Annotated in this window: 13 protein-coding genes; 5 read left to right on the forward strand and 8 right to left on the reverse strand. The window is 74.1% G+C overall.

The window, feature by feature from the left end:
* Positions 1 to 61 precede the first annotated feature (61 nt).
* Positions 62 to 1,219, forward strand: a complete 1,158-nt coding sequence (locus IEZ04_RS00600) for a hypothetical protein (RefSeq protein ID WP_189214607.1) — start codon at positions 62 to 64, stop codon at positions 1,217 to 1,219.
* A 111-nt stretch (positions 1,220 to 1,330) separates the two neighbouring features.
* Entirely contained in the window at positions 1,331 to 1,978 is a 648-nt protein-coding gene (locus tag IEZ04_RS00605; protein WP_373296229.1) for an HAD family hydrolase, read from the forward strand.
* 45 nt (positions 1,979 to 2,023) lie between these two features.
* On the opposite strand, the gene IEZ04_RS00610 is transcribed toward IEZ04_RS00605, so the two are convergent.
* Positions 2,024 to 2,287 carry a hypothetical protein gene (locus IEZ04_RS00610; RefSeq protein ID WP_189214609.1) on the reverse strand — a complete coding sequence of 88 codons (264 nt, stop codon included), beginning with the start codon at positions 2,285 to 2,287 and terminating at the stop codon, positions 2,024 to 2,026.
* Positions 2,288 to 2,481: 194 nt separating this feature from the next.
* On the opposite strand from IEZ04_RS00610, the gene IEZ04_RS35740 reads away from it, so the two are divergent.
* Positions 2,482 to 2,865, forward strand: a complete 384-nt coding sequence (locus IEZ04_RS35740; protein WP_189214610.1) for a cold-shock protein — start codon at positions 2,482 to 2,484, stop codon at positions 2,863 to 2,865.
* Between the two features lie 29 nt (positions 2,866 to 2,894).
* Here IEZ04_RS35740 and IEZ04_RS00620 read toward each other — a convergent pair whose 3' ends face one another.
* The 4 genes from IEZ04_RS00620 to IEZ04_RS00635 form a co-directional block, all read right to left on the reverse strand.
* On the reverse strand, positions 2,895 to 3,794 hold the full coding sequence (locus tag IEZ04_RS00620) for a 1,4-dihydroxy-6-naphtoate synthase (RefSeq protein ID WP_189214611.1): 900 nt from the start codon (positions 3,792 to 3,794) through the stop codon (positions 2,895 to 2,897).
* A complete protein-coding gene (locus tag IEZ04_RS00625; RefSeq protein ID WP_189214612.1) occupies positions 3,778 to 4,599 on the reverse strand; it encodes a futalosine hydrolase in 822 nt (273 codons plus the stop codon). The genes IEZ04_RS00620 and IEZ04_RS00625 overlap by 17 nt, the downstream gene beginning before the upstream one ends.
* Positions 4,569 to 5,042 (reverse strand): DUF2771 domain-containing protein, encoded by a 474-nt coding sequence (locus IEZ04_RS00630; RefSeq protein WP_189214613.1) that lies wholly within the window; start codon positions 5,040 to 5,042, stop codon positions 4,569 to 4,571. Before IEZ04_RS00630 ends, IEZ04_RS00625 begins: the two co-directional genes overlap by 31 nt.
* A gap of 61 nt (positions 5,043 to 5,103) precedes the next feature.
* Complete coding sequence (locus IEZ04_RS00635) at positions 5,104 to 6,543, reverse strand: MFS transporter (RefSeq protein ID WP_189214614.1); 1,440 nt, start codon at positions 6,541 to 6,543, stop codon at positions 5,104 to 5,106.
* 536 nt (positions 6,544 to 7,079) lie between these two features.
* Between IEZ04_RS00635 and IEZ04_RS00640 the strand changes: the two genes are divergently transcribed.
* Entirely contained in the window at positions 7,080 to 8,006 is a 927-nt protein-coding gene (locus IEZ04_RS00640) for a DUF3027 domain-containing protein (RefSeq protein WP_189214615.1), read from the forward strand.
* Positions 8,007 to 8,170: 164 nt separating this feature from the next.
* Here the strand turns inward: IEZ04_RS00640 and IEZ04_RS00645 are convergent, their stop codons facing one another.
* Entirely contained in the window at positions 8,171 to 8,428 is a 258-nt protein-coding gene (locus tag IEZ04_RS00645) for a hypothetical protein (protein WP_189214616.1), read from the reverse strand.
* Positions 8,425 to 8,772 (reverse strand): hypothetical protein, encoded by a 348-nt coding sequence (locus IEZ04_RS00650; RefSeq protein ID WP_189214617.1) that lies wholly within the window; start codon positions 8,770 to 8,772, stop codon positions 8,425 to 8,427. Before IEZ04_RS00650 ends, IEZ04_RS00645 begins: the two co-directional genes overlap by 4 nt.
* Before the next feature lie 282 nt (positions 8,773 to 9,054).
* Between IEZ04_RS00650 and IEZ04_RS00655 the strand changes: the two genes are divergently transcribed.
* Positions 9,055 to 12,177: a sacsin N-terminal ATP-binding-like domain-containing protein gene (locus tag IEZ04_RS00655; RefSeq protein WP_189214618.1), complete on the forward strand. Its 3,123-nt coding sequence runs from the start codon at positions 9,055 to 9,057 to the stop codon at positions 12,175 to 12,177.
* A 17-nt stretch (positions 12,178 to 12,194) separates the two neighbouring features.
* On the opposite strand, the gene IEZ04_RS00660 is transcribed toward IEZ04_RS00655, so the two are convergent.
* Positions 12,195 to 14,609 (reverse strand): HAD-IC family P-type ATPase, encoded by a 2,415-nt coding sequence (locus IEZ04_RS00660; protein WP_189214619.1) that lies wholly within the window; start codon positions 14,607 to 14,609, stop codon positions 12,195 to 12,197.
* Positions 14,610 to 14,658: the final 49 nt, after the last annotated feature.

Consider the following 14,658-nt stretch of genomic DNA (forward strand, 5'->3'; position numbering starts at 1 on the left):
GCGCAGGGTAGGGCACGGTACGGCACAGGCTTGACAACGGACCCGTCCCGGAGGGGACTTCGTGGGGATTGAGAGCGACCAGGTCGTCTACGAGTACTTGAGCCGGGTCGGTGACCTGGCCCAGCAACGGCAGCTGCCGTCCGCCACGAGAGCGCGGCTGGTCACGGAACTGCGCAACGAGATCGACCGGCGCCGGTCGAAGAACCCGGTGGACAGCCCGGCCTCGGTGCGCCGCATCATCGCGCGGCTCGGCACGCCCGACGAGGTCGTGGCCTCCGCGGGTGCCCCCGACGCCGTGGCGGAACAGCCGCCGGCCGCCGTGCCCGCCCCGCGTCCGGCGGAGCCGCGGGAGCGGCCCGCGGAAGCGCGGGAACGGCCCGGTGCGCCGCGGGAGCGGGCGAAGAGGCTGCGCCGCATCGTGCCCCGGCCACGGCCGGCGGAGCCCGGGCCGGCGCCCGCGGCGGCTCCCGCGGCGGCTCCCGGGAACGGAACCGTCCCGTCCGGCCAGGACAAGGGCGAGAAGAGCGACGCCCCCGTCGAGTGGTGGCGCGACGACAGCCCCGCCGCGGGCACCGCCGCCCTCCGCAACGGCAACGGCGACGGCGACGGCCCGCACGGCGACCTGGGGCTGAGCGACGTCGTACCCGGCTTCGTCGGCGGTGTGGAGATCCCCGAACTGCTGGGGCCCTCGCTGCGGAAGGGAGCTCCCGACGGCGGCGCGGACGGCGCGGACGGCGCGGGCAAGGCGGTGCCGCAGCAGAAGGGCGCCGCGGTCGCCGTCGAAGGAGCCGCACCCGAGAAGGCCACCGCGTCCGAGAAGGCCGGACCCGGGTCCGCCCTCGGGCGTGGCCGCCGCGTCCTGACCCGGCTGCGCCCCGCCGACGGCTACACGAACCCGCTGCTCCTGCTCGCCGCCGCCCTCCTCGTCGCGGGCGCCTTCGTCGGCAGCCTCGTGCCGCTGATCCTCGGCTGGCTCATCGCCTACCTGTCGCGCCGGCTGACGCCCGTCGAGTCCAAGTGGGCCGTGCTCGGCGTGCCCGGGGTGGTCGCCGCCGCGGGGATCGTCTGGCTGTGGGGGCGGATGGACGGGAGGTGGGGCGAACCCATCGCCGAGGGGCAGATGAGCGGCGCGATCGACGAGACCTGGCCATGGGTCCTGCGCGGCGCGGCGGTCGCGTCGGCGGTGTTCCTGGTGTGGCGGTCCCAGCGGGCGCGTTAGTGCGGTCGACTCCGGCCAGTTTCCGGCTGCGGGTCCGTTGTGGCTGGTCGCGCCCACGCGGCGGAGCCGCACATCGACACGGTCCCGCGCCCCTGTTCGGGGCGCGGCACAATGGCCGATATGGCCTCCACGACCTCCTCCGTGCCCGCAGCCGCGCCCACCGTCGGTTTCGACCTCGACATGACGCTGATCGACTCCCGGCCCGGCATCCACGCCAACTACCTGGCGCTCTCCGCGCGCACGGGCACGTACATCGACGCCGATCTGGCCGTCACCCGGCTCGGTCCGCCGCTGGAGCAGGAGCTGGCCCACTGGTTCCCCGCGGAGCGGATCGCGGCCGTGGCCGGTCTCTACCGTGAGATGTACCCCACACACGCCATCGCCGCGACGCCCGCCCTGCCCGGCGCCCGGGAGGCGATCGCGGCCGTGCGGGCGGCGGGCGGCCGGGCGGTCGTCGTCACCGCCAAGTACGAGCCGAACGCCAAGCTGCACCTGGCGCACCTCGGCATCGAGCCGGACGCGGTGGTCGGCGATCTGTGGGCCGAGCAGAAGGCCGACGCGCTGATCGAGCACGGCGCGGGTGTGTACGTCGGCGACCACCTCGGTGACATACGCGGGGCGCGCACGGCCGGCGCGTACTCCGTGGCCGTGGCCACCGGGCCGTACGGCATGGAGGAGCTGCGCGCGGCGGGCGCGGACGCCGTCCTGCCGGACCTGACGGCGTTCCCCGCCTGGCTCACGGAGTACCGCGCGGCCTGACGGTCCCGTACGCGGACGAGTGGGGGAGTGCGGTGCGCGCCGGGATCACCGTGAGGCGCGCGCCAACACCTCACGAGCCCGGCGGCGCCCCGCCGCGATCGACTGGAACACACCCGCTCCGGCGATCAGGAAGCCGACGCCCATGAGCATGCTCAAGCCGAACATGAAGGTGGGGAACGGCGTCGTTCCGAGGAAGAGCGGGGCCAGGGTGACGAGAGTGGCCACGGCACCGACGACGAAGACGACGGCACCGGCACGGATCAGCCGGTCACCCGGTCCGCTGGAATTCGGTTGGGTTTTGTCACGCACCCGACCAGGGTAGTTCCCAGCGCGGAGGAACAACCGGGGGACGTCTTGTCACCGGCCCCCGGACCATTAGCCTTGGAACCGGCGGGTCCCGACGGCCCGCTCTACTGCTATACGGAGCCGTTTCCGCATGCGCGGACGGCTTTCGGCGCAGTTTTCAGACGCAGTTTCCGACGAGTACGAGGACGAGGACAGACGTGCCTACCGGCAAGGTCAAGTGGTTCAACAGCGAGAAGGGCTTCGGCTTTCTCTCCCGCGACGACGGCGGTGACGTCTTCGTCCACTCCTCTGTCCTGCCGGCCGGAGTCGACTCCCTGAAGCCGGGCCAGCGCGTGGAGTTCGGCGTCGTCGCGGGCCAACGCGGCGACCAGGCGCTGTCGGTGACGATCCTGGACCCGACCCCCTCGGTGGCGGCCGCGCAGCGCCGCAAGCCCGACGAGCTGGCGTCCATCGTCCAGGACCTCACGACCCTGCTGGAGAACATCACCCCGATGCTGGAGAAGGGCCGCTACCCCGACAAGGCCTCCGGCGCCAAGATCGCGGGCCTGCTGCGCGCGGTCGCCGACCAGCTGGACGTCTGACCCGAAGGGCCCCGACCTGCCTGTGGGGCCTACGGGAAGTCGAGCGCCTGCGGGCCGAGGGGCGGAACGAGTCCCTCGGCCGCCGCGCGGGTGAGCAGCCCGCGGACCGCCGCGTAGCCGTCCTCGCCGAGGTCGGCCGTGAACTCGTTGACGTACAGCCCGATGTGCTGGTCGGCGACGGACGCGTCCATCTCCTGCGCGTGCGCGAGCACGTAGGGGCGGGAGGCCTCGGGGTCGTCCCAGGCGGCGCGGACGGAGGCGCGGGCCGACTCGGCGAGCAGCTCCAGCGTCTGCTCGCCCAGCGAGCGCTTGGCGATGATCGCGCCCAGCGGGATCGGCAGCCCGGTGGTGCGCTCCCAGTGCTCGCCCATGTCGGCGAGCTTGTGCAGGCCGTAGTTCTGGTACGTGAAGCGCGCCTCGTGGATGACGAGACCCGCGTCGATCTTCCCGTCCCGTACGGCGGGCATGATCTCGTGGAACGGCATGACCACGATCTCGCCCACCCCGCCGGGCACCACGTCGGCCGCCCACAGCCGGAACAGCAGGTAGGCGGTGGACCTCTCGCTGGGCACGGCGACCGTACGGCCGGTGAGGTCGGCGTCCGGCTCCCGGGTCAGCACCAGCGGCCCGCAGCCCCGGCCCAGCGCGCCCCCGCAGGGCAGCAGCGCGTACTCGTCCAGGACGTACGGCAGCACGGCGTACGACACCTTCAGCACGTCGAACTCGCCGCGCTCGGCCATGCCGTTGGTGATGTCGATGTCCGCGAACGTCACGTCGAGCGCGGGCGCGCCCGGCACCCGGCCGTGGGCCCAGGCGTCGAAGACGAAGGTGTCGTTGGGGCAGGGCGAGTACGCGATCCTCAGCGGCTCGGTCGTCAGGGACTCGGCCGGCTGCGGTTCGGCCGGCTGCGGTTCAGTCTGTTCGGTCATGTGAGGTCCAACGTTCCAGTACGGGCGTGAGCTTCCCGAAGGCTCCGGTGAGCGCGGCCAGCGCGTCCCCGATGCGCCAGGCGTCCCGGTCGCGGGGGCCGATGGTGTTCGAGACGGCCCGCAGCTCCAGGACGGGCGTGCCGTGCGCGGTGGCGGCCTCGGCGACCCCGAAGCCCTCCATGCCCTCGGCGAGGGCGCGCGGATGGCGGGCGCGCAGCTCGGCGGCGCGCCCGGCGCTGCCGGTCACGGTCGACACGGTCAGTACGGTGCCGATCCGTGCCCCCGTGACCGCCGCGACCTCCCGTACGAGTGAACCCGGCGGACGGTGGTGGACGACGCCGAAGCCCAGCTCGGTGACCGGCAGGAAGCCGCCGGGGGCGTCCGGTGCCTCGGCGCCCAGGTCGGCGACGGTGATCGTGTCGGCGGCGACCAGGGAGCCGAGGGGCGCGTCCGGCTGGAACCCGCCGCCGATCCCGGCGGAGACGACCAGGTCGTACGGTGTCCCGGCCAGGGCCGCGGCGGTCAGCGCGGCGGCCGTGTTCGCGGCGGCGAGGGCGGGGCCGACGCCGGCCGCGAGGAGGTCGTAGCGGACGTACGGGACGCCGTGCGGCTCCTGTGCGCCGCCCGGGCCGGACCGGTCGTCGTCGTACCGGTGCAGGATCGCCGCGGGCAGGGGCACCTCGCGCGCGGGCGCGGGAAACGCCCCTGCCACCGCGTCCCGTTCGACGGGGACGGCGGTGGCGACGAGTACGTGTACGGCGGACGCGGACGTGATCAGGCGTCCTTCTTGAGCTTGAAGGACCACAGTCCGGTGACCTTGTCCTCGCCCTCGCGGACCGAGACGACCGTCGTGTTGCCCTGCGCACCGTACTGGGCGTTGAAGAAGACACTGCCCGGGATGGTGCGGTACGTCTTGGTGCTGGAGTCGGTCAGCGGCTGACCGTTCATCAGGATCGTCCAGCCCTCGTCCGCGATCTTCGGGTCCACGCCGAAGCGGACGGTCTCGTCCGGGTCCACGGTGATCGACTTCATGTTCGAACCCTGGAGGCACTTCGAGAGCTGGGCGGTGGCGACCGTCTTGCCGTGGCCGTAGCAGTCGGTCTCGGAGCTCACCGAGTCCGAGCCGACCGTGAGCGTGGCCAGCGGGGTCGGCTTCTCACAGGCCGACAGGGCGAGAAGACCGGCGGAAACGGCGCCGAGAGTGGCGACGGCGCGACGTCGGCGCGCTTCGGGACGCAGGAAGGTCATGGCCGAAGGCTATCTGGCGGCCCCTGGGCCGTGACCATGCGGGTACGCGGCGTGCCGCGGATCACGCCACGCGGTGCCGGACCGTGCCCCCGTGCCGGGCGGAGGCGAGCAGCCCGCGGACGGTGGTGAGCCAGCCGACGGCGACGATCGCGGCGGCCACCGCGAGGCCGAGGACGCCGTTCAGCGGCAGCGCGATGCCGATGGCGCCGCCCAGCACCCAGGACATCTGCAGCAGGGTCTCGGAGCGGGCGAAGGCGGAGGTGCGGACCCGCTCGGGGACGTCCCGCTGGATCAGCGCGTCCAGGGACAGTTTCCCGAGGGCCTGCGCGAAGCCGGCGACCGCCCCGAGGCAGGCCACGAGGACGGTGCCGAAGAAGACGGCGGCCGTGACGGCGACGCCCAGCTCGATCGCGACGACGGTCACGATGATCAGCTCGGGCGCCCGGGAGCGCAGCCACGCCCCGACGGCCGTGCCCAGCGCGTTGCCCGCGCCCGCGGCGACGCCCACGATGCCGAGGGAGACCGCCGCGCTCTGTCCGGCGATGGGGTGCACGCGCAGCAGGAACGCCAGGAAGAAGATGAGGAAGCCGGAGAGGCAGCGCAGGGCGGCGTTGGCGGCGAGGGCGTGGGTGACGGCGGTGCCGACGGTGCGCAGGCCCGGGCGCTTCAGCGTCCCGCTGCGGTGCGGGCCGTGCAGGTGCTCGGCGTCGGCCGCGAGCAGCGCGGTGTCCTCGCCCTTCGCCGAGTCGACGCCGCGCGGCAGCGAGAAGGAGAGGAAGGTCCCCGCGACGAAGAGCACACAGGCGCCGTAGAGCGGCCAGCGCTCCCCGATCAGCTGCAGCCCGGCCCCCACGGGCGCGGCCGCACCGGTGGCGAGCAGCCCGCCCAGGGTGACCCGCGAATTGGCCTTGACCAGCGAGAAGCGGGGCGGGAGCAACCGTGGCACCACGGCGCTTCTGACCACCCCGTACGCCTTCGACGCGACCAGCACGCCGAGCGCGGCCGGATACAGCTCGAGGCCGCCGGTGACGACGGCGGCGGACAGCAGCAGCGCCAGCAGGGCGCGGGCGAGCATGGCCGTGGCCATGGCCGCCCGGCGGCCGTGCGGTACGCGGTCCAGGAGCGGGCCGATGACGGGGGCGAGCACGGTGAACGGGGCCATGGTGATGGCCAGGTACAGCGCGACGCGGCCGCGCGCCTCGTCGGTCGGCACGGAGAAGAAGACGGTGGAGGCGAGCGCGACGGTGATCATCACGTCACCGGCGCCGTTGACGGCGTGCAGTTCGATCAGCTTGCCGAGACCGGACTCGCCGGCCCCGTGCGCGTGCGTCACCCTGCGGATGCCGCGGGCCGGGCCGGTGACCGGAAAGCGCAGGGCACGCCCGACGGAGCGGACGGCGCCGCCGACCCGGCCCGGTCCGCCGCCTCGACTGCTTCCCTTGCCGCCACCCCTGGGCCCGCTGATCCCGGTGGCACTCTGGGTCGACCTCGCGGCTGCCACCCCGTCATAGTGCCCCGACTTCGGGGGGTGTAGTGCGGTTACCGCGCGGATGGGGGCCGTGAGACGGTGCACACCGCCGCACCGGTGCCCCTGACGACGGCACTTGGGCCGCGGCGGATCCCACACGTTCTCCGGTGCGTCGTCCCCGGTTCTCCGGAGGGCCGCCGGGTGTCCCTCCGGGAGTCACGGAAGCCGCGCGGGGCGGTTTTGCGCCACCGGTCCGTGCCCGGGCCGGGCGGCTCCCCGGTCCGTTCCCTGCCCGGCGGACGTGCGGAAGCGTACGTCGGGGGTGGGCCCAGAGGCCGGGAGAAGGTAGCGTGCCTAGAACGACCCGGCGGTTGTTCTCGGCCGCGCGCCGCTCCGGCATCCCGCAGAATGGATGACGTAGGTGCGCCCGAGCGCGATCGGGCGCGGACGTCGACGCGGCCCACCCCCAGTGCCCTCCGCGGCCTGGGAGGTCCCTCAGCCGCTCCGTCCGCACCCCCGCTCCGCCCGGGGGCGCACTCGTGAGACGGCGTAGGAGAGAAGCGATACCTGTGAGCGCAGCGACAACGCGAAGCCGCACCCCCGACCGTCTGTGCGCAGAGGCCGTCGACCTCGCCCGGGCCGCCGCCGAGGAGGCCGCGGCACCCGGTGTCGTCGGCGAGCACGCGGGGCTGGTGTCCGAGGGAGACCGTGTTGTCACGCACTTCTTCGAGTGCAAGGAACTGGGGTACAGAGGCTGGCGCTGGGCCGTGACCGTGGCCCGGGCCTCCCGCGCCAAGTACGTCACGCTCGACGAGGTCGTGCTGCTGCCCGGCCCCGACGCGCTGCTCGCCCCGGAGTGGGTGCCGTGGAGCGAGCGCCTGCGGCCCGGCGACCTCGGCCCGGGCGACCTGCTGCCCACCGACGCCGACGACCTCCGGCTGGAACCCGGCTACACCGGCGAGGACGAGCCGCCGCCGAACTCCGCGGTCTCCGAGGAGATGGCCGCACTGGTGGAGTCGGAGGACGCCGAGGTCACCGACGGGTCGCCGGCCCGCCTGCCGGTCGCGCCCGCGCGCGGCTCGATCGCCGCCGTCGCGGACGAACTGGGCATGCGCCGCGCCCGCGTGCTGTCCCGCTACGGGCTGCACACCGCGGCGGACCGCTGGGAGGAGTCGTTCGGCCCGAAGACCGCCATGGCCCAGGCGGCGCCCGCGACATGCGTCAGCTGTGGCTTCCTCGTACGGATCGGGGGGTCGCTGGGGCAGGCCTTCGGCGTGTGCACCAACGAGTTCGCGCCGGCGGACGGGCGGATGGTGTCGCTGGCGTACGGCTGCGGGGGCCACTCGGAGGCGGCGGTCATGCCCAAGCCGCCGCGGCCGGCCCCGCCGGTGATCGACGAGACGAAGGTGGACCCGTTCCCGCTGCGCCCGGCCCCCGACTCGGGCTCGGTGTCCGTGACGGCGGACGAGTCGGCGGCGGAGCTGGGGCACTCGTAGCGGTGTGGCGGGGCGGGGCCGGAGAACGCCAGTGCTTCGGCCGGTTCCCGGGCCGCCTCCGCGGAGCCGGGCGGGGCGGCGGTACCTCGGTCGTCAGTGAGGTCCGTCGGTGACCTCGATCGGGTGGCGAGCCGCGAGCCACAGGCACGGCCCGGCCTGGTGGCTCACCACCCCAGATAGGTGAGCTGCAGGACGTAGACGCGTTCGCTGCGCACCACGATCTGGTACCTGAACATCCCGCCGCGAACGATGACGTCGCCTCCCCTCGGGTCGTCCGTGTCGTGCGCCCGGCCGTGTACGTACAGTGCTTCGGCCGCCCGTACCAGCTCGGCCGCCTTGCGTTCCACCTCGGCGAGGAACGCGGGCGGCGCTGTGCGGGCGGCTTGTTCCGCGCTGAAGGCGTACTCCCAGGCCCAGCTCAACCTTGTACTGCCTGCATGGCCTCGTCCAGTACGAGGCTCAGCTCCCGAAGGGCTTCCTGCGCGACGGCCGTGTCCTCGTGTTCGAGATTGCTGCGGGCACGGGCATGGCGGGCGGCGAGGTCCGGGCGCCGGGCGATCTCGATGTCTCTGGCCCAGGCCAGCACCCAGCTCCGGACCGGGCTGAAGGACTGCCATTCCACGGCCTTGGCGAAGGCTTCGTCCTTCGTCCGCTGCATCTCCGGCAGCCGTGTGGGGTCCACGACCGCGAGGGCGGCCCGCAGGGCGTCCGGCGTCTGCTCAGGTCGGGGAAACAGCTCGTGTCCGTGATCGGCCGGTGTGCTCATGGTGTCCTCCCGGGCGTGGCCCGGCCAGGTTAGTCGTCCGGGACGGCCGGGGTGCCGAAGCGTGGACACGGGGGTGGGTTCTCCCTGGCCGTCCCGGTCAATGGCCATATGGGGTGGCGCGCATACCGGGTGGCTCATTCCGCCGCCTCGTGATCCGGCCGTGACGATCAATATGCGCATGAGGTGATCCTCCTCCGGTCGCACGGGACGATCCGCCTCCGGAAAGCGGTTGTTCGCCCGGGCGCGGTACCTTCATGGCCGATGCGACAGGGAAGGTGAACCGTGAGCGACTTCGTGCGGCCGGCGGCCGAGGGTGCGGACCCGTTCGGGACGGCCCGGCTGCGGCGCGGCGTGCTGGACGCCTGGGCCGCCGCCCCGGCCCGTTTCCGTGAGGACGCGAACGCCGAGGAGGACCTCGTCCTCGGCGGATACCGGGACCGGCTCGTCGTCGAGCTCGCCCAGAACGCCGCCGACGCCGCCACCCGCGCCGGGGTGCCCGGCCGGCTGCGGCTGACCCTCCGCGACGGCGTCCTCGCCGCGGCCAACACCGGTGCCCACCTCGACGCGGCCGGCGTCGAGTCCCTGTCCACCCTGCGCGCCTCCGCCAAGCGGGACGCGGAGGACAGCACCGTCGGGCGGTTCGGCGTCGGGTTCGCCGCCGTGCTCGCGGTGAGCGACGAGCCCGCCGTGGTCGGCCTGCACGGCGGGGTGCGCTGGTCCCTCGCCGAGGCCCGTGACCTGGCCGCCGACACCGCGCTGGGCAACCCGGGCCTCGGTGACGAGATCCGGCGCCGGGACGGCCACGTACCGCTGCTGCGGCTGCCGTTCGCGGCGGAGGGCAGCGCTCCCGAGCCGTACGACACCGTGGTCATCCTGCCGCTGCGGGACACCGCCGCCGAGGACCTCGCCGAGCGGCTGCTGCACGCCGTGGACGACGCCCTGCTCCTCGCCCTGCCCGGCCTTGAGGAGGTCGTCGTCGAGGTGGGGGAGGAGGAGCGGACCCTGCGGCGGAGCGCGCGGGGGAACACGGTGACCGTCGAGGACAGCCGCGACGGCGTCACCCACTGGCGTACCACCGCCGCGCACGGCGCGCTCGACCCCGCACTCCTCCTCGACCGGCCGGTCGAGGAGCGGCTGCGCCCCCACTGGTCCGTCACCTGGGCCGTGCCCGTCGGTGACGACGGCGCGCCGGTCCGGCCCCGCACCGCCCCCGTCGTGCACGCGCCCACGCCCAGCGACGAGCCCCTCGGCGTGCCCGCCCTGCTCATCGGCTCCTTCCCGCTCGACACCACCCGCCGCCACGCCGCACCCGGCGCGCTCACGGACTTCCTGGTGGAGCGCGCGGCGGACGCGTACGCCGAACTCCTCGCCGCGTGGCGGCCGGTCACCCCCGGCATCCTCGACCTCGTGCCCGGCCCGCTCGGCAAGGGCGAGCTGGACGGGGCGCTGCGCCGGGCGGTGCTGGAGCGGCTGCCGCGCACCGCCTTCCTGCCCACCGCCCTCGACCCGGCCGACGACGAGGACCTGCCCGAGGCGCTCCGCCCGCGCGACGCGGAGGTCGTGGAGGGCGCCGGGGCCGAGACCGTACGGGTGCTCGCCGAGGTGCTGCCCAGCCTGCTCCCCGCCGGCCTGGAACGCCGCGTCGAGCTGCGCACCCTGGGCGTCCCCCGGGTCCCGCTCACCGAGGCCGTGGACCGCCTCGCGGGGCTGGAGAAGGCGCCCGGCTGGTGGCGGCGGCTGTACGACAGCCTCGCCGGGGTGGACCCGGAGCGGCTGTCGGGGTTGCCCGTGCCCCTGGCCGACGGCAGGACCACCATCGGCCCCCGTCAGGTCCTCCTCCCCACCGCCGCCTCCGCCGAGGAGGCCGCGACCGAGTCCCTCGCCCGCCTCGGCCTCAAGGTCGCCCACCCGGACGCCGCCCACCCCCTGCTGGAGAAGCTCGGCGCCCTCCCGGCGACGCCGCGCGCCGTGCTGACCACCCCGCAGGTGCGCGCCGCGGTGGCCGCCTCGCTGGACGACGAGGGCGCCAGCTGGGACATCGAGGACGGTCTGGACGCCGAGGAACTCGCGGACCTCGTTCTCGCGCTCGTCCGCGACGCCGGCCTCGAACCCGGCGACGAACCCTGGCTCGGCGCCCTCGCCCTGCCCGACGAGGACGGCGAACTCGCGCCCGCGGGTGAACTCGTCCTCCCCGGCAGCCCCTTCGCGCAGGTCATGCGTGCGGGTGAACTCGCGGCCGTGGACGAGGAACTGGCCGCGCGCTGGGGCGAACAGCCCCTGGCGGCCTGTGGCGTCCTCGCCACGTTCGCCCTCGTCCGCGCCACCGACGTCGTCCTCGACCCCGACGAACTGGAGCCGCGCGACGGCGACTTCGCCGAGCCGGACGACGCCGGGCTGCTCGACGCCGTGGACGTGTGGAGCGAGGACGTCCTCGACCGGCTGCCGGACACTCCCGTCCCGCCGGTGGCCACGGAGATCGTCGCCGTACGGGACCTGGACCTGGTGGACGACGACCGCTGGCCCGAGGCCCTGGCCCTGCTCTCCCGCCCGCCGCTGCGCGACGCGCTCACCCAGCCCGTACGGCTGCTGCTGCCGGACGGCACGCACGAGATCGTCCGGCCGTACACGGCGTGGTGGCTGCGCGGGCACCCGGTGCTCGACGGCCGCCGCCCGGCCGGTCTGCGCGCCGCGGGCGGCGACCCGCTGCTGCGCGGCCTGTACGACGAGGCCGACGCCACCGGCTTCGACGACGAGCAGGTGCTGCGGGCGCTGGGCGTACGGACGTCGGTGGCCGCGCTGCTGGACGAGCCGGGCGGTGCCGCCGAGCTGCTGGACCGCCTGGCGGACCCGGAGAGGCCCGTGACGGCGCCCCAGCTGCACGCCCTGTACGGCGCGCTGGCCGACCTCGACCCCGAGCAGGTGACCCTGCCGGACGAGCTGCGGGCCGTGCGGGACGGCGAGGTCGTCGTCGTGGACGCGGCGGACGCGGTGGTCGTCGACTCGCCCGACCTGCTGCCCTTCACGGACGGGGTGCCGCTGCTGCCCGTACGGCCGGCGCGGGCCGCCGAGCTCGCGGAGCTGTTCCAGGTGCGGCGGCTGAGCGAGTCCGTGACGGGCGAGGTGACCTCCGAGGGCACGGAGCACGAGGTACCGGAGTCCGTGCGGGTCCTGCTCGGCCCGTCGACCCCGGCGTCGTACGTCGAGCACGAGGAACTGATCGTGGGCGGGGTGGAGCTGGACTGGCGCCGCACCCGCGACGGCGTGCTGCACGCGGCCACGCTGGAGGGCGTCGCGGCGGGCCTGGCCTGGGCGGCCGGGCAGTGGCCGCGCCGCTTCGAGGTGGCGGCGCTGCTGGAGGACCCGTCGCGCACGGAGGAGCTGGCGCGGGACCGCTGGTTCGACTGAGCACCCGGTACCCGGGGTCACGCGGGAAAGCGGCGGTCGACCCACCTCCACAGGAGCTCCAGGGCGGCCGCCCCCGCCACCGCGATGCCCACCGCGGCCCACGGCGTCGTCGTCCCCACCAGCTTCAGCGCGAAGAAGTCCTGGAGCCAGGGGACGGCCAGCACCAGCAGAAAGGCCAGGCCCATCGCCGCCACCAGGCACAGCCGCCACCAGGTGTACGGCCGGGCGATGATCGCCAGCACCCACATGGAGATCAGGAAGAGGGTCAGCGTGGCAGCGCTGGTCTCCGCGTCCAGGGCGTCCGGGCCCGTGTAGTGCCCGCGGGCGATCAGGTACGTGGCGAAGGTCGCCAGTCCCGCCACCACGCCGCCGGGAATCGCGTACCGCATGACCCGCCGGACGAAGTGCGGCCGCGCGCGTTCCGTGTTGGGCGCGAGGGCGAGGAAGAACGCGGGGACGCCGATCGTGAGGGTCGAGAGCAGGGTCAGGTGGCGGGGCAGGAACGGGTACTCGACGTTCGACAGCACCACCAGGACCGCGAGCAGCACCGAGTACACGGTCTTGACCAGGAAGAGCGTCGCGACGCGGGTGATGTTGCCGATGACCCGGCGCCCCTCCGCCACCACCGAGGGCAGGGTGGCGAAGCTGTTGTTGAGCAGCACGATCTGGGCGACCGCACGGGTCGCCTCCGAGCCCGAGCCCATGCTCACGCCGATGTCCGCGTCCTTGAGGGCGAGGACGTCGTTCACGCCGTCGCCCGTCATCGCGACCGTGTGGCCCTGGGACTGGAGCGCGCCCACCATGTCCCGCTTCTGCCGCGGGGTGACCCGCCCGAACACCGTGCCCGCCTCGATGGCCTTCGCCATCCGGTCGGGGTCGTCGGGCAGCCGGCGCGCGTCCACCACCTCGCCCTCCAGCCCCAGCTTGGCGGCGACCGCGCCCACGGAAACGGCGTTGTCCCCGGAGACGACCTTGGCCTGCACGTCCTGCTCGGCGAAGTAGCGCAGGGTGTCGGCGGCGTCGGGGCGCAGCCGCTGTTCGAGGACGACCAGCGCGGTGGGCCGGGTGTCGCGGGTGACGTCGGGGGCGTCCAGCTCCCGGCCCCCGCCGGTCCGCGCGAGCAGCAGCACGCGCAGCCCCTGCTCGTTCAGCCGTTCGGTCTCGGCGAGGGCGGGGTGGCCGTCGTCCAGCAGCACGTCGGGGGCGCCCAGCAGCCACGTACCGGACTCGCCGTCCCCCTCGCTCAGCGTGGCGCCGCTGTACTTGCGGGCCGAGGAGAACGGCAGCGACTCGGTGCAGCGCCAGTCGTCGCTGTCCGGGAAGGCGTCGATGATCGCCCGGAGGGAGGCGTTGGGGCGCGGGTCGGACTCGCCCAGCGCACCCAGAACCGTACGTACGTACGACTCGTCGGCTCTGGTTCGGGCTCCGGCCTCGCCGAGCAGCCGCAGTTCGGTGACGACCATGCCGCCCTCGGTCAGGGTCCCCGTCTTGTCGAGGCAGACGACGTCCACGCGGGCGAGCCCCTCGATGGCGGGCAGCTCCTGGACGAGGCACTGCTTGCGCCCCAGCCGGATCACCCCGATGGCGAAGGCGACGGAGGTGAGCAGCACGAGCCCCTCCGGGACCATCGGCACGATGCCGCCGACCGTCCGGGCGACGGAGTCCCCCAGCGCGTTGTCCTCGGCCACGAGCTGGCTGACGACGAGCCCGACCGCGGTGGGCACCATCATCCACGTCACGTACTTCAGGATCGTGGAGATCCCGGAGCGCAGCTCGGAATGGACGAGCGTGAACCGGGACGCCTCCTCGGCGAGCTGCGCCGCGTACGCCTCGCGCCCCACCTTCGTCGCCGTGAACGCGCCCCCGCCGGCCACCACGAAGCTCCCGGACATGACCGGGTCCCCCGGCCGCTTCACGACCGGATCGGCCTCCCCGGTGAGCAGCGACTCGTCGATCTCCAGCCCGTCGGCCTCGGTGATCCCGCCGTCCACGACGATCTTGTCTCCGGGCCCGATCTCGATCAGATCGCCGAGCACGATCTCCGAGGTGCTCACGGCCGCGGCGGCCCCGTCCCTCCGTACGGTCGGCCGGGCCTCCCCGATCACCGCCAGCGAGTCCAGCGTCTTCTTGGCCCGCCACTCCTGGACGATGCCGATGCCCGTGTTGGCGAGGATGACGAAACCGAACAGGCTGTCCTGGATCGGCGCGACGGCCAGCATGATCACCCAGAGCACGCCGATGATCGCGTTGAACCGGGTGAAGACGTTCGCACGGACGATGTCGGCCAGGGAGCGGCTGCTCCGCGCGGGGACGTCGTTCACCTCGCCACGGGCGACCCGCTCGGCCACCTCGGCGCCGGTCAGGCCGCCCGCGCGGCCCAGGGAGCGCGGGGGGTCCGGGAGCGGGGCGGCGCCCGCGTCCATGTGCGTCATGCAATCGACGGTACGTGCGAATCAGGGGCCGCACCCGGCGAGCGGGGGA

Origin of the sequence: Streptomyces ruber, assembly GCF_014648075.1 — a bacterium.
In the GTDB taxonomy this organism is placed as follows: Bacteria; Actinomycetota; Actinomycetes; order Streptomycetales; family Streptomycetaceae; genus Streptomyces; species Streptomyces ruber.